Below are 16,964 nucleotides of genomic sequence, written 5' to 3'. Positions count from 1 at the left end.
TAGCGGCACACGCCTTCCCGATTCAATGCAGCAATCTTGTGATCCCTTCCGCGGTAAATGCGGCAATATGACATCAATTGGTTTGTGCAGGCAAAAAACCGCCGCTCCCCGGTTTGTAGGCGGGGGCGGCGGTTCGAGAATACAAGTCACTATAAGTATATGAACTCGACCACACTGGTAATTCCTGTTCAAAGATAATATCCTCTATCGCATCCGAACTGCGATACCAAAGGTTTCCTTTTATTTGTGATTTGATTCATCGCGCTATCTATAACGGCAAGTTTAGAGACCCTCCGAATGGATGGCCCGTTCTAAGATCACCTAATATCTTGTTGTATTTATAAATAATCTTCAAGAATCCGAAAGGCACTCTGCGTATTAAACACCATGATTTGTTTAACTATTTCTGCGTCAGGATATCCTCTTTGGAGCAGCCGATGGGGGCCCGCACTGAATGAAATATGATGGTACAACTTATAGAAAGTCATCCGATTGGGGTCAAGTCTACTATTCTTCAGGTAGCGCCCATAGTTGTCGAACCGGAACTCCATGAAGCTGTGCTCGTACTCAGGATCGAAGAACAATGCACCTTCGATATCGATCAACCACGGACGCAACTGATTATCTATCAGAACATGGTTCGGTCCCAGCTCTGCATGGATAAAGCTGTAACACGATCTCGTTTCGATTTTTGCAGCTAAATCATCTATTACTTGAACAAAATTGTCGTGATGATTCCGAAATTCCGGAACATATGCAGACAAATACTCCAGTTGTCGGTTTACTTTTGCTAACATGGGTAAGTGGCACCCGGAAGGCTCGTCCGGTATCGGTTCATGTAGTTTCCCCCAGTATGCTCTTGTCTGTTGATGCATTCGGTACAACATCCCCGAAAGAGATTCGAATACTTGATCTTGAATCTCAGGTGCGGCTTGAAAGAAATCCGAGGCTTCCTTTCCTTCTATGTACTCGACAAATGCGAAATCCGCTTTACCCTCGAGTTCTCCCGGTTCAAAGTGATAGATCTCCGGTGTACGAACCTGAAGCTTGCTCAGATATGCGTTAACCGTTTGAAATTGTTTTCCCCCGAAACCGGATATGGATTCGGATTGTTCCTCCTGCTCCAGCTCTTCCCGAAAATAGTTCATCCGCAAATCCCAAATATACAGAATAAAGTAAAAGCCGTTCGAACAACGAACCTTATAAACAACTTTCTGCGCTCCGCCGCGCAACTGCACAGCCTCCTCCGGATAATAACCCCTTCCAAAAATATGTTCTACCCAAACCCTAAGCTTTCCCTGCAATAAATGACTCCAATCGTCCATGTTCCGCCCTCCTTCTATTGAGTTTCTTGCATGATCAATATAGGCAATTTGACAAAAAAAGTATAGACTGTTTCTTGGTGATTTGTTATGATGTTGAATAAGGTCTTTGCTAAAATAGCCATACGAAAAGCCCAAGGATTATAATTCCTGGGGCTTTTTTTAACTCAAAATCTTAAATCAGCAGAAGCAAAACAAGCTATACAAGTACGATGTGCTGGAAAAGGACATGCTGGTCCAGTACATGAATGATTTCAAAGAAAAGTATAACCTTCTTCTCTCGTCTTCTAACTCTTCCTGTACATAGGATGGTCTATTCAATGCAAGAAATGAAGATAACTCTGAACCACAGAACTATCTTAGAGCAATTGTTTCGTATAAACTAATCGTTCCAACCCGTATAAGACGACACAATGGCATCATACTCCTTAGTTGTTTCTACCAATATTACCTTACCTAACTGCCCCACAATGTAGTTTCGCAGCTCCGGGTTTCGGCAATACAGGTAACAGCCTTTCATTCCTCTAGAGATTAACACCTTATATATATTTTTAATTAGCTTTGTCAGTTGATCATTGTCCTTTTTAAGTCCCTTTTTCCCTTGTTTGTCCTTATACTCTTCAAAGTCAGCATAAATACGCATCGATCGAGGATCATATTTCAAATCATTACCGATGATGACACCAACATAATCAAATTCCAACCCCTGCGAGGTGTGAACACAACCAATTTGTTCTAATCCTCTTTCGTCAATCGCCCAAGTAGAAAGCGCACGTCCATTCCAAGGCATCTTAAAATCATGTTCTGGAATATCATCCTCGATTTCTCCATTTGGATTACCATCTTTGGCATTCGTCCATTCCCAAGCGTACCCCGCTAGCATTCGAGCTTTGTAGCCTTCACTTACTTTCTCTTTAATTAGTTCATAAACAGAATTAGGATCATCCATCAATAAGAACTGAAACGCATCTTGATCCCATCCATCAAAGTTTCCTGTCTCTCTAATCTGGAAAATATGATCAATCCAATTCAGAAATCCTTCTGCCCCCGAACATCTAAATTGAGCAGACAAGGTGTACTCAAAGACTTGTGAATGATTCATTTCTGCGATTCGCTTAATTTCATCAACTGTACCAATGTCATCGGGTCTAATACGCTGATTATCATCAATAAAAAATACATTCACTTTGGATGATTTAATAATATCCTCGATTTGATTCACACCTTGATACATATATGCGCCCTTCCCCTTAAGTCGATGAGCTTCATCAACGATTAGGACGTCAAAGAAATCAGCAGGAGAATTGTAAAATTGGCCTGAGCCAGCAAATAGTCCTCTAGCTCTTGATTTATTTTCAGTTTGTTGTTTAACTAAAGTCTCAACCATAGCTGTCCTGAATGAGGCATTGGGAGCAACAAACTTTACATTCAGCTTTTTCTTTAAAAGACCACCTAATGCATTCATCGAAATGACAGACTTCCCTGTTCCAGGTCCACCTTTTACGATCAATGTCTTCTTACTTGTTATTTCCTTAGCTTCACTTATAATCGATTCATATGCAATTTTCTGCTCATCTAGCAAGATGAATTCAGAATTACCTTTAAATAATCCGTCAATATGTTCAATTAGCTTCTTGGAAGGGCGAATTTTCCCGTTTTCAATTAAATAGAGTAGATTTATCCCATTTCCTTTGCCGGTATGCTTGTGGATAAACTCCTGTAAGCTTAATTGTATCTTCTGACAGAAATAATGGTGATTTCTTGATGATTGAATGATATTGTTGGCTCTGAAGTGGATCTGGTTGTGGAGTTCTATAATTATGTAGGTATGAACACGAATAACTATGAATATTTTGACTTTGGATAGCCTCATTCATATCCTCTAAGTGCTGTCGATAAGACCATGCCTGATAGGACGGATGTGTCATTTCTCTTTCTTTTCCTCCAACATAAGCAAGCACTACATCCTCACGGTCTGTTGCTTTTGCTGAAATCCCATTGCTTCAACTCTACGATAATAAAATTATTATATCCGGCATCGTCTTGCCCGGTTACGATAAAATCAACCCTCTTGCTCGTAACTGGAATATTATATTCAATCATAATTCCACAATCGTCAGCTATCCTTGAATTGCGAATGACACGCTCCATAAATTGCATTGAATTATTCCATACCCTTATTTCACCTCGACTCGGGCGCTTCCCATCTTTCTGATAAATGCCTCTTCGATCGATAGAGTAAGTAAGTTACTATCAACTTTCTCACGAAATTCAAGAGCACTGCTGCTATAAATAATCATTGTCTGCACCTCTACAAGTTAGTATATTTATCCTTCGTTCCATATGCCTTCTCTACAGGGTACTTTAATTCATTCTTCTTTAGCTTGTTTTGAATCAACTCTTCAATGCTTAAGTTTAAACTCTCCGCCATATATATCGAATAAATGAGTACATCCGCCAACTCGTCTGCAATATTATCTTTATTCAAACTAAAGGCTTCCTCTGATGATTTCCATTGAAAATTCTCTAGGAGTTCAGATGACTCTATGCTTATTGATATGGCCAAGTCCTTTGGATTATGGAATTGCTCCCAATTACGTTTTTGACGAAAGGAAAGAACCTTTCTGATGATCTCTTCATTCATTATTAATACTCCTTTCAACATTAATATTTTAACAGTTATTTGTTGTAGTAGCGTAGATTATCATTTGTATCTAATAGAATAGATTTACACGAAAGCAATGCATCCTAATTAGAACTACTTATGATACGATTCTCCGTGCTGTCCAAAACGGCAAGTTCACAAAAGGAATTCGTCATTCTATATCCTAATGTGTTGAATCTCCTTCCACTTCTCCCTCAAAACTTTCACCATGAATACTCAATACTCTCTTCGCTAAATCTACCTCTTCATGATCCAATTCCACTTTAACAGTACCCAATCGCCTTTGTTCCCGCCACTTGATAAGATCTTCTTCAACCTCTAATTTAAACTCAGCTATTTCAACCGCTCTATCAAACATATATTTAGATGTACATAGTACGGTATGGATTCCACGTCCCCCTGGAACTATAGATTTATCTCTCTTCATCCATTTCTCGATCGTAAATTTCACATATAATTGTTCTTCAGTTCCTGGGGTTGCCAGTCGTTCGGTGATTTCCTTGCGGCGAAGCACCTTCCAATCGGATATACGACCATACCAGTAGACCCCTGTCTCTCCTGTGGCAGAGAATCTTCCCTTAGATTGATAGAGTGCAATGTATTCAATCTGCGTAAGAATTTGGTGATTGGATATATTTTTTAATAGCATATGATAAAAGCTAAATTCAAGTGCTTGTTTTAATTGTGTCGGACCTTTTAGTGAGCCTACTAGCATGTTTTTACCGGTCAATTTGTCCTGGTAATAACGCTTAGTGCCACGTGGCCTAATGGAACGCTCATATGCTTTTTCTGGGCTATCCATGATAATCTCATCTAAAAAAGCTTCCATAAGTGAAGTCGATCCTGGTAGAAATGGAAAGGCCCCCACATTCACTAACTCGATGCTTTTGTAAAAACGATGCTCTCGGAATTTCTCCTCGTTATGATAAGGGAACAGAACAAAAGCTCCGAACATACTTCGCTCTAACTCTTGTTGTCCTTGTCCATCCTCATAAACAATCGCATCACGGTATCGGTGCATCGTATTGATATCGTCCTCTTCCAGACCAGGCTGTTTGTATTTAGAGCAATACGACGTGCCTTCATATGCGGGATTTAATCGATACTTGGCATCAAAAATATACTTATATTCCACTGCGGCTTCATTTTTCTTCAAAGTGAGTACATTATCAGGCTTCTGCCCGAGCGTCGCACTGCGATCGCCTCTAGGTAACGAGTTATAGTACAGCGTAAAAACTTCCCCATTACTTCGGTTGCGGTATACCATTCGTGACTTCTGCGATTTATCCAGCGTCACGAATACGCCTGTCCGATTCACCTTGATGATGTCTTGCTTAATCAATTCATATTTGCGGCTTAGCAGGTCATGGATCTTCAAGAAGCACCAATACTCATACAGCTGAGCCAAATCTTTCATCGACAGCCTGAACAAATCGCTCTGGATCGACAAGCCCTTCATAAGCATCAGATAGTTACGATAAACTTCTCGGTATCCCGGCGCCATTTGCAATACTAATGATACAGACAGTTGCTTCATTTCTCCCACGTTCAGAAAATCCAATCGCAGCAGCCGCTGCAGCTGTGTTTGCATAAAGTTCAACCGCTTCAGGAGAAGCGGATCTTGCATACGGTTTTTGTCCGATAGCTTGGCTTTAAGCTGATTTAGCTTGGTAGAAACGCGCTGCAAAACCCACCGAACAAAACGATTCTCCAATGTGTCATACTAGATGCTTCGTTTCGTTTCCAAGGCATGGCTGGGAGATAACTTTTGGCCGTTAGCATGAATGAAGCCATTTTTCTCGTCTGGAACAAGCAAATGAGGTCTTTTCGTTAGATAAGCAATATTTTCTATTCCACTTTTCTTGACCCTTGCGAAATCAACAACCTTCATTTCCTTTTCCAATCTAAAATTCGGCGAAGACTTAATTTTCCCTGACTAATCACCCCATATATAGGTTCTCTGTTAGCCTCGTCATCGTTTGCCAGAGGCGAGATAGCACGGATTTGATCCGCCAATGGCGGAACGCCTCCTTGCAAAACGGTAAATGGCACTTCAGCCATTCCGAGCTTTCCATCGCCGACTTCGCTCCAAGAAACAGCCCTTCGGCTGCCTTCTCTAGAATCAAACACTCAGACGTGTCTCCCTCTTGCTCGGCTTCACTGACTAGCTCACATTTTAATTAGGAAAAATAGAGCGATACGACTCAGAAGGATGGGATGCGATTCTGTTCGACAGGTGAAGCAACACTTCGTCCACTTGGTTCAGTATCTTCTGAAGCTGCGAGGAGCGCATCAGCCGAAGAAAGGAAACATCATTGCAGCCGGCCAGAAAATGAATGGTATGCATAAACATCACTCTATCCAAATCCGGGACGGAGTCCTGTGCCGTTAGATGGATGACATCCTGAAGCGTAAACGAAGGTGGAGGAAACATGTAGTTGTTCTCCTCCATATACAATGCCTTGAGCATGTACTCTAATGCTCGATCGCTAAACAAAATGCATACATAGGCGGAGGTCGGATGCATCATCCGGGCTGCAGAGTTCATGTGGATCTGCGCGAGCTGCTGCATCTTGATCATGCATTTGGCTTGAATCGGGCTTCGTTCCTGAATGGTTAACAGCTTATTCATGTTATCTCTGCATTCGTCGATGGAGGTTGAATGATTCACAAGCTTCAGCTCCTATTGCAGTTATTGGCGATTCCTCAACTGCGATTGTTTCGCTTAATTGACCTTACCAAAATTGCAGATGCATTAGAAATAGATGTATCACAGTCTTCAAACAGAATCAAAAAAACAATACTTAAGATGAATAGATATCTAATTTTAACATACGATACATAAATAATATTACTACATAGTAGTATTTATTTCAAATAACTTATTATCTATGTATTATTTCAATTCAAAATATTCCCTACACTTCTAATAAAGAGAGGTGTAACGATGTCAGATATTCTAAAATTAGTAGGAACACGTATAAAGGATCTTCGTAAATTAAGGGGACTGTCTCAAGAAGCCTTGGCAGAGAAGGCTGGCTTCAATATAAGTTATATAGGTTTTATTGAACGAGCCGAACGTAATGTTTCCATGAAAAATCTGGAGAAGATTGCTAATGCCTTAGATGTTGGAGTTTATGAACTTTTTACATATTTGAAGGAACAGGAAGAACTGCCAGAGGAATCGACTTTGAAAGATGTTATCTCTTTACTGAGACAACGTGATCCAAAAGATATTGAGATGGTCCGAAACATACTAATTGAAATTTTTAGGCGAATCGATGGAAATAGTTAAAAAAGCTGATCGGATTCCGATCAGCTTTTTTTGAGTTACCAGAAAAAATCATTAAATCAAAAAATTCAACTTGTCCATAATATTTTTTCTAATCTTCTTTCTCACATAATTGAGCAACTTAGTATTAAGAATAAGTAAACATAAAATTCATCTTTAATATCTTCCATTTTTCCTTAACAACATCGTCACTTCGCTTCCATTGAAATAGCTCTAACAGTTCGCTCGCTTCAAGTGATAGTGAAATCGCTAAATCCTTAGCGTCATGAAACTGTCCCCAGTTTCTTTGATCCCTAAAACTAAGTATTTTTGATGTAAGCTCATCCATTAACGAACCCTCCAAAGGTATTGAATATAAAAATAATTAATAGAAATCATTAGATCTACTTACTTCAAGTCCAACTAAAGATGCACTATTTATCTATAGCATACCAATGAATTTACTACTTATAAACATGGATGGAGGATTAATACGAACTTTTGTCGAAAGAAGGATTTAGTGCGAATATACTATAATCTATACGCCTAAAAACAATATTCGAGGTGCATCAAAATGAAACTTTATTCTGGAACATCTGCTCAGTTTATTGAGGACACAATTCAGAACCAAATAGCTGAAAAACTAAAGGCTAGCTTCTTTCTTCATTTCAGATATTTCCCCTCAGACTCTGAGGTTAAATCCTGGAAGAATTCCTTGAGAGCAATTTCTCAAATTTTTCAATATTCAGCTTTAACTAACGACAATGGCATTTTCCTTGAGTATCAATTGCCTATTAATTCCCAAAGATTAGACTGCATGATTACCGGAAAAAATGCCGATGGAACAGAGAATGCCGTAATCATCGAGCTTAAGCAATGGGATCAATGTGAAGAATCAGATGGACAAAATGAGGTTGTTACATGGGTGGCTGGCTCAAAAAAGGATCTTCTTCATCCTTCAGTACAAGTTGGTCGATACCAATTATATTTACAAGACACTCTCACTGCCTTTTATGAGGATAATCCTATTGATTTATATGCCTGTGCCTATTTACATAATTATAACTACTACTCTGATGATGTAATTTTCGCCGACAAGTTTAGTGAATCATTAAACAAATACCCTTTGTTTACAGGAGACGATGTTAATAAGCTTAAGGATTATCTTAGTTCTAAGGTAGGCTCCGGCAATGGTATGGAAATTCTCAATAAGATTGAAAACAGTAAATACAGACCTAGCAAGAAATTAATGGACCATGTAGGTAACACCATAAAAGGTAATTCTGAGTATATCCTGTTAGATAAGCAACAAATTATCTATGATAAAATCTTTGCCTTTGCTCGAGATGGTTTTCATGACAAACAGAAACAAGTTGTTATAATTAAAGGCGGTCCAGGAACGGGTAAATCCGTAATTGCTCTCAACCTAATGGCGGATCTCTTATTAAAAGGATATAATGCCCACTATGCCACTGGTTCTAAAGCATTTACTGAGACATTACGTGAAATAATCGGAAGACGCGGCGGGGTTCAATTTAAATATTTTAATAGCTATATGGATGCAAAACTTAATGACATCGATGTTTTAATTTGTGATGAAGCGCATCGAATCAGAAAGACTAGTAACAATAGATTTATGAAGAAGGAACAGCGGACTGACTTACCTCAAATTGCAGAAATCATCAACGCTTCAAAAGTATCCGTTTTTTTTATTGATGATGATCAAGTAGTTCGACCAGACGAAATTGGTTCTGTTTCATACATAACTAAGTATGCATTAGAAAACAATTGCAAAATTTATATGGAAGAACTAGATGCACAATTCAGATGTAATGGTTCAGATGGATTCATAAATTGGATTAATAATACACTGTCTATTAAAAAAACTGCGAATGTTATTTGGGATTCAAATGATGATTTTGAGTTTAAGATATTTAATTCTCCAGTAGATCTAGACAATGCGATTAAAGAAAAGGTTGGCGAGGGTCACTCTGCAAGATTAACAGCAGGATTTTGCTGGAAATGGTCCGAAGCAAATTCAGATGGAACGTTAGTTGAAGATGTAATTGTAGGTGACTTTAAAAGACCTTGGAATGCTAAACCTAATGCCAGACGATTGAATAGAAATATTCCCGAATCTTCCTTGTGGGCATATGATCCTAATGGAATCAACCAAGTTGGATGTATATATACTGCGCAAGGATTTGAATTTGATTATGTAGGCATTATATTTGGAAAAGATCTTACCTATGACCTTGATACTCAATCTTGGGAAGGGCATAAGGAACATTCTCATGATACAGTTGTGAAGCGTTCTAAGGAACAGTTTGTTGATTTAGTGAAAAACACGTACAGGGTGCTTCTGACACGTGGCATGAAAGGTTGCTATATTTACTTTATGGATAAGGATACAGAAAGATTTTTTAAATCTAGAATTGAATGACAAATTGAAATAAAGGATTTGACTTTAAACTTTCCCCTGCTAAAAGGAGGAGCCTTTGGTGGCCCCTCCTTTTAACAAACTCGTTTAACTATTATTCTAGTAAAATAAGCTTTCTAATTTATAAATCCATTATGTATACCTTAACGCATTGTTCATCCTCTTTGGCGCAATTTCGTTCTTTGTTTATCCGACACGATAGGAATGAAACTTGGAGTTCGTCGACCTGAACTTGCTGATGTTGATCGTGTAGATAGAGCCGGAGCCTTATGTAACAAAGATTTTGTGAAATTGAACGATTAAGCTATTTATTGATTTTCCTATCTAAAAATCAGTTGATCTAGCTACAATGCACAAAATACAATAGTAATAATACAAATTTCAATTTTAATTTATTTTTAATAACACATTTTCTCTCAAGTAAAACCCTCCTCCAACTACTTTGATTACATTTTCATCATAACCTGATATCATACAAATCATTTCAAATTCCCTTCCGATCCACACCTCCACCTCCCATTGAAAGTAAATACTATTCTGTAAATCTGCATCAGTCTGTAATATCTTCTTATTCATGTTTAACATCCCCCAACTATGCAATAAAAAACATCTAGAATTCCTATCACACTTAAATCACTAAGCCTTTAACAACAACAAGTCTGACGGCTTCAACAATTCTCCAATTTTGCTAGTAAATCATATGAGAAGTTTCATTGATATGTACCGAGGAATTACACGTTTATACACAGCCGATCAATGGATTCCTTTGGATTTTGGTTCACACACTTTATAAATCGGCTGATGGCGGTTCGGATTTTTCAAGTATATTTTCACACAATACTAAACGTACAAATTCCGTTTTCGTTGGATTGAAACTTCTGATAAAAAATAGAGTTCCCATGTTTAAGGGAACTCAGAAAGTATATTTAGTCAAACTAATCTTTCCACATTTTAATTCCGTTAATTAACGGAAGTGCTTTTATAATTTCCGTAAAGGCTACTAAATGTGATGATGGTTGCTTCCATACAAAATCCTGCAATAGATCAGGAACAACACCTCTTTTACCATTTTCATCAGGAAGAGACAATGTAATAATTGCAAATCTATTCTTTTTCTTGACTTTCTGATTTACTGCTTGATCAATTTCAATTTCTAGGTAACCGTCGTCAATGTAATTAGGTGTTACAAAGAAAACAGCCGCACATGAGTCTTTCATTCCCTGCAATATTCCTCTATGCAACTTCGCACCAGCAGCCATATCTTCTTCATCAAGCCAAGGTTCATATCCTAATTCAAGCAGTAATTTATGATATTCTCGTACCAATGGTTTATCAAGACCTCTGTGGCTTAAAAATATTTTTTTCGGCATGTTAATTTCAATCTCCTCTTTACTAGATGTGAAACAAACGATTTCTTCATCATTCATACTTTTATCAAATGTGTATGACAAGTGAATTGTGCCATCCAACCATAAGCAATCACTAAATATTTCAGAAGTAGCTTTAAGCTTCTTTAAATCAAAGAAAAAATCTCTTCCTTCAATCTTAATCCAATCGATATTTTTTGATAAATTAATCACTTTATCTATTAGTTCTCTATGTAGAGTCCCTTTTTTAAATAAAAAATCAATACTTATACCATCTGTCTCATGCCAATCTTCATTTCCATTAAAGGAATATTCAAGCTCACCCGCATTTTCATAAATCAATATTGTTCTCATTGAAACCTCCATAATTCTCAACTTGTAATTGAAACTGATCCATTAATTTAATTGCCTCACTTTTTTCTATATCGTTGCTAAAATGAATAAGATTTGAATTAATCAATGAAATAGTAAATTTTGAATTTAGTGGTTGCATTTTTAGAAATTTAATATTAATTTCTTCATCATTCAGTATTTTTTTATAGGTCGATGTGTAGTTAATACAGCTTCCAATAAAGAAATCCGTATCAAAAAAATCATATAAATCCTCTCTTTCAATTTCTATTTCCATTAAATTTTCACTAAAATCATTTTCAAATAAATAATTTATGAATTTCTTTTGGGTCAATTTAAGTGGATCAAGAATAGCTTTATATTTGTTTTCGAATATATTAATATGTTCTCTTAATAAATTCGATCTTTTAGCAAATATAACGAAAAGATTAATATGATAATAAGCATATAAAAAATCATCGAGTCTAAGAGGTGCAACATTGGAACCCCTATTAGTTAGTTCAGGAAAACATTCTTTCAAATCACCAAAATCCTTCACTGTGTAGAGATAAACATCTCTAATAAAAATCTCATCTTCATTCCTCTTTGTTTTCATCTTGTATCCCCAAAAGAGATTCGATTTTTTCTTCATTTTTCAAATTATCATCACTATAGTTTTGAATAAAAACTTTTTTCAGATCAGAATATGCTTGTTTTACAATTCTTTTTAACCCTAAGTCATTATTTTTAATGTAAATTCTTAGTCTTTTTTTTCTATCGTACTGAATACCAGCTAATACAGAATGATATCGGACTATATCTTCACCTTTCTCTTCAATATATGTAATCTTAAATTCAGCAAAAAGAATAACCCTATTGTTTAATATTATTTGTTTAACATCATCAGTTGCTAACAAATCTCCTCCATCATAACTTTGACTATTAACTTTTGCTAATAATGAGGAATCTCCAGTATTCTCATGATCAAATTTTATATCAATACATTCGAAATGAGAAAAATTGTTTTCTTCTTTATCTAATTCAGAGAATAAATCAAGTAGTTTTAATGTAGTTGGACTAATATTATGTAGTGGTGATGATGTAACTGTCCATCCATCTTTTTTTAGTTTATATTCAATTCTGGGTGTAAACTTAGGAATACTCAGTTTAATTTCCTCGTCATTGAGTAAGAATTTAAAAAAATCTTGCATCACCGTTTTTACAGAAGAGTATTTAACAGTATTTGTAGTTTGGAAAAAGACTATGTCATGATTATAATGATATTCTATGACTACCTGATGGTCATCCGTGTATTTGGTACTATATTGGCACTGACTGTCATAAACAAATTTTTCGATTTTTTTAGTAACTAGAAATGAAATCAATTTGTCATTAAAACCAAGTATTTCAATTTTAGATTCATATTCAACATCTTCTTTTTCATTCCATTCTTTTACTATCTTATGTATTTCAATTTCGGTTAATTTTACAGCATCTTGATTTAAACTGAGATAAAAACCATCAGTTAAATCTAATTCAGGATTGAAGGCTTTTACTCTTAAAATATCGAATATTTCCTTTTCCAATCCACCCTTTTGATAATTACTAATTATAAATTGTTTTAATAGTTGCGCTTTATTCACACTTGAAGGAATATCAATTTTTTCTTGGATAGCCTCTATTATTTCATTTTCATTTAGAACTCTTAATGCATGTTTTAATGTATTTACCTCATCTTCTGTTGGAAGGATTTCTGTATTTGATAACATATTAAAAAGACCCTCTCTATTTAGGTATTAATACAAGAACTCTAAAGAAGAGTATACCCTAATTTATCCATGATAAGGAAGTAAGATATTTGTTAATTTCCATTTTGACTAACGTTCATAAAATTAAGATTTCATGTATAACCCCGATTTCACCGTCATCCAACTTTACCTTTTAATAAGTTAACTTCGATTGCGAGTCATCTGATCTAATTCCGTCAACGTGATTAATTGCTGATGTGGCAATTCTTATTTCGGGATCGCCTTTGTAAAAACCTATAATTGTATCAATATAGATTATTGAACGCCGAGATAAAGTAAACTTCTTATCAGATTTCAGTTGAGAGTCATTAGATCATATGAATTGCGATAAATTCACAATCTTCCAAAACCTAACCATTGCATGCTCTTTTGAACTCTACCGTTATAAATCGGAATATTTTCTCTATTGACCCACCCGTATAACTCTTTAATGCAGCTCTCTCCAAAATGGACTAACGAATAATCCATATCACAAATACATCTAGCTATTCGTTTTCTAAAGTCATCTTTTCCGTAGAGTAAATACGTAAGAGTATTTTTTATTCTTTCCTCTCCATTCTTCTTTAGGAAATCTTGCTTCCATTGAAAAGCTTTGCTGTGTCGAGTATGTTCATAAAATGCAGTGACTGATGATAGAGTTTCTAACAAATCATCTTTGCTTAACAACTTAATTCTCTCACTTGAGCCTAATTGCTGATTTAGTATCCTATATCTATTTATTACATTTAGAAACTGGTTCGCTTCACATTGACTATGATATTGTTGAATGTTCTCTCTTAAAAATTCAGTTAATTCATCTCCGCTTCTCAATGGGGCTTTTAAATATAACTCACCATTTGCCTTCCAATCTCTTACCCAATTCAAGAATCTATGTATTTCAATACGTATAGGTAATTCTTCTGTAACAATTCTCTTTTTAGTTAATTTATATATTTCCTCAAGCTGCTCAAAGCTGGATAGGAATGTTTGATAATCCTTCAGTAGATCCTGCTCACGCTCATTTACATTATTCTTTTTCTTATTCTTATCTATAATAGTGACGTTAGCATATTCTACTTTTCCGATAATATCCATTATCTTTCTATCTATATTATCTAAGTCTCTTTTAATACCAATAGTTATTTCTCTATACTTTCGCAATACTTCTTCTGTTAAAACCGAAGCTTCCTTCCAATAGTCATAAAATATTTCCTTCAATTCATCAAATTCTGGATTTTCAGAATCAATAGAAACATTTAATTCTTGATTTCCCATTAGTCCACCATCTGTTAAATTTGATGAACCCAAAAATGCAATGTCATTCCCATATATGTACAGCTTAGGATGAAACTTTGTTGATGTGAAATATCGGATATTCACATTTTTCTTCGCAATAATTGATTCTAAACTTCGATAATCCGTTGGAAATCCTAAACGTACAATCAGCTTTACCATACATCCATTTTCAACTAATCTTTGAATAAACTTTTCGTCGGTAAAGAAGGCAACAGCAATCATTACCTCCATGTTCATTCCATACTGATTCATTTCATTTCTTAGGAAGTCATTTCTTTTAATGGAGTTTGAAAAGAAAATGCTACTCATACCCTAATTCCTCACATTCTTATAAAATGATCAATAAGCCCAGACTGGGCGGCTACTTTTATTTATTGAGGACTACATTGAAGGGTCGAACTAAACGCTCGAACGATCAAAACTTTCATCCCCACCACCCCATCGTGAGGCAGTATGCCTTACTTTAGGCTTCCAGCGATGGAACAGGCCTTGTATTCCTATTGAATCTTTATGAACAATACTTGCTTGATTTCTTTGGTAGTAAGTCGTCGAAGACTTAAACAAGTTCGATATCGTTAGTATTCAGCCCGCCGAGAGAAGCGAAACCCGTGAGAGTAGCCCAAAGTGAAGCGAGACTACCCCACCGATTAACAAATTAAATTAGTAAACGATACGTAATCCATCGCTCCGCTCTCCTTATAAAGTTTTCTGAAGAGATGTAATTTACTAGTTCATAATAACTTTTCGCAATCGTTCTGATAGAAACTCTTCAATAATGTTATTGCCGTCGTCTTTAAGTGAATTGAGAAGGGTGTTGAAGTCCTCGTCAGTAATTGGAATTATAGCTCCTCTACCGTCTCGGTATGTGTCATTACATCTTCTCAGGAATAATTCCATGTTATCTATTGATCTACAAGTAAGAATTCCAAACATGCCTCTATTAGGAGAAAATCGACCAGAAAGTTGATCTAACTCCGGATTTGCCACCTCAGAAGCATAGTTTTTACACTCTACGACGACATATTGACTAGGTATCTTCTTGATGTCGTGAAGTTGATGAAAAAAACCTTTGGTGGCAGCGTTGTCGAAAGAAATATCCAAACGTTTTCTACCATCATGTATATCATTTTCGACGACTGGTCGAGTCAAATTTGGATATAGCAGGAATTCCATAATTCCAACAATATGTCGATGATATTTCGTTGCCTGCTTACCTGCTCCGGTATTAATATTAGTAAGTCTATTTATTAGATAGTCAACGAAGTAGTTAATGTCTATCTCACCATCTAACTGTTCATTGGTTAAGGGTTGCATTTGGTCTTTAGCCTTTTGTCTGAACTCACTGAAGACAGAAGGGTGCTTTTTTGTAAAATCACGAAGATACTCCTTCCGAAAGGGCTCTTCCATCTCGATCAATGTTTTCTTATAGGGCGGGAGTATTATATCTGGCCCTTTCTTTTGTTTTCTAACCCTAACAAGGGAGGAATTAAGACGAATATGCTCATGTTGAAGAAAATTAAGTACAAAGTGCTGACAATACTTATCCGGAATATAGTAATAACTAAATGATACCGCACCTTTAGGGACAAGTATTATTTTTCTTCCATCTATTATAAGCATATCTGTTAGGCGAGTATCCCATTTTAACTCAGTATCATTCCAATAAAATCCTGATGGCACATCTTTCGTCAACTCAATACCATGGAGTTTACATTGGGTTTGGGTATACTCAATAAGATGTTCTCTAATAAGATTAGTAGTTAAGTCTGATATCTTATCTTTGCCTACTCCGTCGACAAACAACACAAAATCTTCAAAATGACCAATTAGGCCTGATTCTATGGCTTTACTATCCATTAAGCTATCAAATATTTTTATTGCCTCGTCTTTTCCAACACCTCTACCTCTCGGTCTATCAGATGATACCCCAAGACACGTTTCATTTGGCTCACTTAAGTTCTCAAATAGGATTCTTGCTTCTTTTTTGAAACCTGAATCTAATAGTTCTATTACATGGTGAAAAAAACTTTGAATCGTTCGATTGGTAGATACAGACCAAGGGTCTTTTCGATGCGATAAGAAATATGGATCAACGAATAGTGGCAAATCATTATCTGTATCAATGTCAATAAAATCCAGTTCCCTCTGGCTTTTCTCTAGGTTAAAAATTTCACTAATCTTAATATTAACCACCACCTTATTTAGTATGAATCGTACGACACTTTCACCTAATAATTTACAGTATTATTTAACAGGCGACAACCATAGTTTTCACCTTCGACATGCGGCGTGGTTGCGTATAACGCCTTCAGGCAAAGTCTTTTATCGCCCGGATGTAGCGTTTGTTATCGTTCTCTATAGTCTAGACTGTGGTCCCTCTCAGGCGCCCTACTTGTTCTTGTTAATATCCACCTAGAATTACTTCTACTTCAACGTGATTACAAATTCCGTGTTCGGCACGCCAGCAAATACAATCGTTCCGTTTT

Annotated in this window: 17 protein-coding genes; 2 read left to right on the top strand and 15 right to left on the bottom strand. The window is 36.3% G+C overall.

What is annotated here, in order from left to right; translation table 11 throughout:
- Positions 1 to 338 precede the first annotated feature (338 nt).
- From EI981_RS07605 to EI981_RS07580, 8 genes are all read right to left on the bottom strand, one after another.
- On the bottom strand, positions 339 to 1,325 hold the full coding sequence (locus EI981_RS07605; RefSeq protein WP_126996908.1) for a phosphotransferase: 987 nt from the start codon (positions 1,323 to 1,325) through the stop codon (positions 339 to 341).
- A gap of 379 nt (positions 1,326 to 1,704) precedes the next feature.
- Positions 1,705 to 3,195 (bottom strand): DUF2075 domain-containing protein, encoded by a 1,491-nt coding sequence (locus EI981_RS07600; RefSeq protein ID WP_227011755.1) that lies wholly within the window; start codon positions 3,193 to 3,195, stop codon positions 1,705 to 1,707.
- Between the two features lie 95 nt (positions 3,196 to 3,290).
- Positions 3,291 to 3,473, bottom strand: coding sequence for a hypothetical protein (locus tag EI981_RS29470; RefSeq protein ID WP_227011754.1), 183 nt, complete (start codon positions 3,471 to 3,473; stop codon positions 3,291 to 3,293).
- 160 nt (positions 3,474 to 3,633) lie between these two features.
- The gene (locus EI981_RS07595) at positions 3,634 to 3,966 is read right to left on the bottom strand and encodes a nucleotide pyrophosphohydrolase (protein ID WP_126996906.1); all 333 of its coding nucleotides are present in this window, start codon (positions 3,964 to 3,966) and stop codon (positions 3,634 to 3,636) included.
- 184 nt (positions 3,967 to 4,150) lie between these two features.
- A complete protein-coding gene (locus tag EI981_RS07590; protein ID WP_227011753.1) occupies positions 4,151 to 5,701 on the bottom strand; it encodes a DUF2357 domain-containing protein in 1,551 nt (516 codons plus the stop codon).
- A gap of 9 nt (positions 5,702 to 5,710) precedes the next feature.
- Complete coding sequence (locus tag EI981_RS29465) at positions 5,711 to 5,890, bottom strand: hypothetical protein (RefSeq protein ID WP_227011752.1); 180 nt, start codon at positions 5,888 to 5,890, stop codon at positions 5,711 to 5,713.
- Between the two features lie 37 nt (positions 5,891 to 5,927).
- Positions 5,928 to 6,113, bottom strand: a complete 186-nt coding sequence (locus EI981_RS07585) for a hypothetical protein (RefSeq protein WP_227011751.1) — start codon at positions 6,111 to 6,113, stop codon at positions 5,928 to 5,930.
- Positions 6,114 to 6,163: 50 nt separating this feature from the next.
- Entirely contained in the window at positions 6,164 to 6,658 is a 495-nt protein-coding gene (locus tag EI981_RS07580) for a hypothetical protein (protein WP_126996902.1), read from the bottom strand.
- Between the two features lie 276 nt (positions 6,659 to 6,934).
- Here EI981_RS07580 and EI981_RS07575 point away from each other — a divergent pair, with 276 nt between their 5' ends.
- The gene (locus tag EI981_RS07575) at positions 6,935 to 7,282 is read left to right on the top strand and encodes a helix-turn-helix domain-containing protein (RefSeq protein ID WP_126996900.1); all 348 of its coding nucleotides are present in this window, start codon (positions 6,935 to 6,937) and stop codon (positions 7,280 to 7,282) included.
- Positions 7,283 to 7,406: 124 nt separating this feature from the next.
- On the opposite strand, the gene EI981_RS07570 is transcribed toward EI981_RS07575, so the two are convergent.
- Complete coding sequence (locus tag EI981_RS07570) at positions 7,407 to 7,607, bottom strand: nucleoside triphosphate pyrophosphohydrolase family protein (RefSeq protein ID WP_126996898.1); 201 nt, start codon at positions 7,605 to 7,607, stop codon at positions 7,407 to 7,409.
- Positions 7,608 to 7,832: 225 nt separating this feature from the next.
- On the opposite strand from EI981_RS07570, the gene EI981_RS07565 reads away from it, so the two are divergent.
- Complete coding sequence (locus EI981_RS07565) at positions 7,833 to 9,701, top strand: DUF2075 domain-containing protein (protein ID WP_126996896.1); 1,869 nt, start codon at positions 7,833 to 7,835, stop codon at positions 9,699 to 9,701.
- Positions 9,702 to 10,085: 384 nt separating this feature from the next.
- Here the strand turns inward: EI981_RS07565 and EI981_RS07560 are convergent, their stop codons facing one another.
- The 6 genes from EI981_RS07560 to EI981_RS07535 all read right to left on the bottom strand — a co-directional run bounded on the left by EI981_RS07560 (position 10,086) and on the right by EI981_RS07535 (position 16,671).
- On the bottom strand, positions 10,086 to 10,274 hold the full coding sequence (locus EI981_RS07560; RefSeq protein WP_126996894.1) for a hypothetical protein: 189 nt from the start codon (positions 10,272 to 10,274) through the stop codon (positions 10,086 to 10,088).
- A 359-nt stretch (positions 10,275 to 10,633) separates the two neighbouring features.
- Positions 10,634 to 11,419 carry a toll/interleukin-1 receptor domain-containing protein gene (locus EI981_RS07555; protein ID WP_126996891.1) on the bottom strand — a complete coding sequence of 262 codons (786 nt, stop codon included), beginning with the start codon at positions 11,417 to 11,419 and terminating at the stop codon, positions 10,634 to 10,636.
- Positions 11,397 to 12,011: a hypothetical protein gene (locus EI981_RS07550; protein WP_126996889.1), complete on the bottom strand. Its 615-nt coding sequence runs from the start codon at positions 12,009 to 12,011 to the stop codon at positions 11,397 to 11,399. Before EI981_RS07550 ends, EI981_RS07555 begins: the two co-directional genes overlap by 23 nt.
- Complete coding sequence (locus EI981_RS07545; protein ID WP_126996887.1) at positions 11,992 to 13,164, bottom strand: hypothetical protein; 1,173 nt, start codon at positions 13,162 to 13,164, stop codon at positions 11,992 to 11,994. The genes EI981_RS07550 and EI981_RS07545 overlap by 20 nt, the downstream gene beginning before the upstream one ends.
- Before the next feature lie 372 nt (positions 13,165 to 13,536).
- Positions 13,537 to 14,787 carry a phospholipase D family protein gene (locus EI981_RS07540; protein WP_126996884.1) on the bottom strand — a complete coding sequence of 417 codons (1,251 nt, stop codon included), beginning with the start codon at positions 14,785 to 14,787 and terminating at the stop codon, positions 13,537 to 13,539.
- A 417-nt stretch (positions 14,788 to 15,204) separates the two neighbouring features.
- Positions 15,205 to 16,671 (bottom strand): hypothetical protein, encoded by a 1,467-nt coding sequence (locus tag EI981_RS07535; RefSeq protein ID WP_227011750.1) that lies wholly within the window; start codon positions 16,669 to 16,671, stop codon positions 15,205 to 15,207.
- Positions 16,672 to 16,964: the final 293 nt, after the last annotated feature.

Origin of the sequence: Paenibacillus lutimineralis (assembly GCF_003991425.1) — a bacterium.
In the GTDB taxonomy this organism is placed as follows: domain Bacteria; phylum Bacillota; class Bacilli; order Paenibacillales; family Paenibacillaceae; genus Fontibacillus; species Fontibacillus lutimineralis.
The sequence above is the reverse complement of the archived record's forward strand: the minus strand, read 5'-3'. Positions and strand labels throughout refer to the sequence as shown.

Bases quoted from the DNA above. Each gene is read 5' to 3' on its own strand.
- EI981_RS07555 (WP_126996891.1), bottom strand. From the start codon at position 11,419: ATGAGAACAATATTGATTTATGAAAATGCGGGTGAGCTTGAATATTCC.
- EI981_RS07570 (WP_126996898.1), bottom strand. From the start codon at position 7,607: ATGGATGAGCTTACATCAAAAATACTTAGTTTTAGGGATCAAAGAAAC.
- EI981_RS07565 (WP_126996896.1), top strand. From the start codon at position 7,833: ATGAAACTTTATTCTGGAACATCTGCTCAGTTTATTGAGGACACAATT.
- EI981_RS07545 (WP_126996887.1), bottom strand. From the start codon at position 13,164: ATGTTATCAAATACAGAAATCCTTCCAACAGAAGATGAGGTAAATACA.
- EI981_RS07595 (WP_126996906.1), bottom strand. From the start codon at position 3,966: ATGAATGAAGAGATCATCAGAAAGGTTCTTTCCTTTCGTCAAAAACGT.
- EI981_RS07605 (WP_126996908.1), bottom strand. From the start codon at position 1,325: ATGGACGATTGGAGTCATTTATTGCAGGGAAAGCTTAGGGTTTGGGTA.
- EI981_RS07540 (WP_126996884.1), bottom strand. From the start codon at position 14,787: ATGAGTAGCATTTTCTTTTCAAACTCCATTAAAAGAAATGACTTCCTA.
- EI981_RS07575 (WP_126996900.1), top strand. From the start codon at position 6,935: ATGTCAGATATTCTAAAATTAGTAGGAACACGTATAAAGGATCTTCGT.
- EI981_RS07550 (WP_126996889.1), bottom strand. From the start codon at position 12,011: ATGAAAACAAAGAGGAATGAAGATGAGATTTTTATTAGAGATGTTTAT.
- EI981_RS07600 (WP_227011755.1), bottom strand. From the start codon at position 3,195: ATGAGGCTATCCAAAGTCAAAATATTCATAGTTATTCGTGTTCATACC.
- EI981_RS07560 (WP_126996894.1), bottom strand. From the start codon at position 10,274: ATGAATAAGAAGATATTACAGACTGATGCAGATTTACAGAATAGTATT.
- EI981_RS29470 (WP_227011754.1), bottom strand. From the start codon at position 3,473: ATGGAGCGTGTCATTCGCAATTCAAGGATAGCTGACGATTGTGGAATT.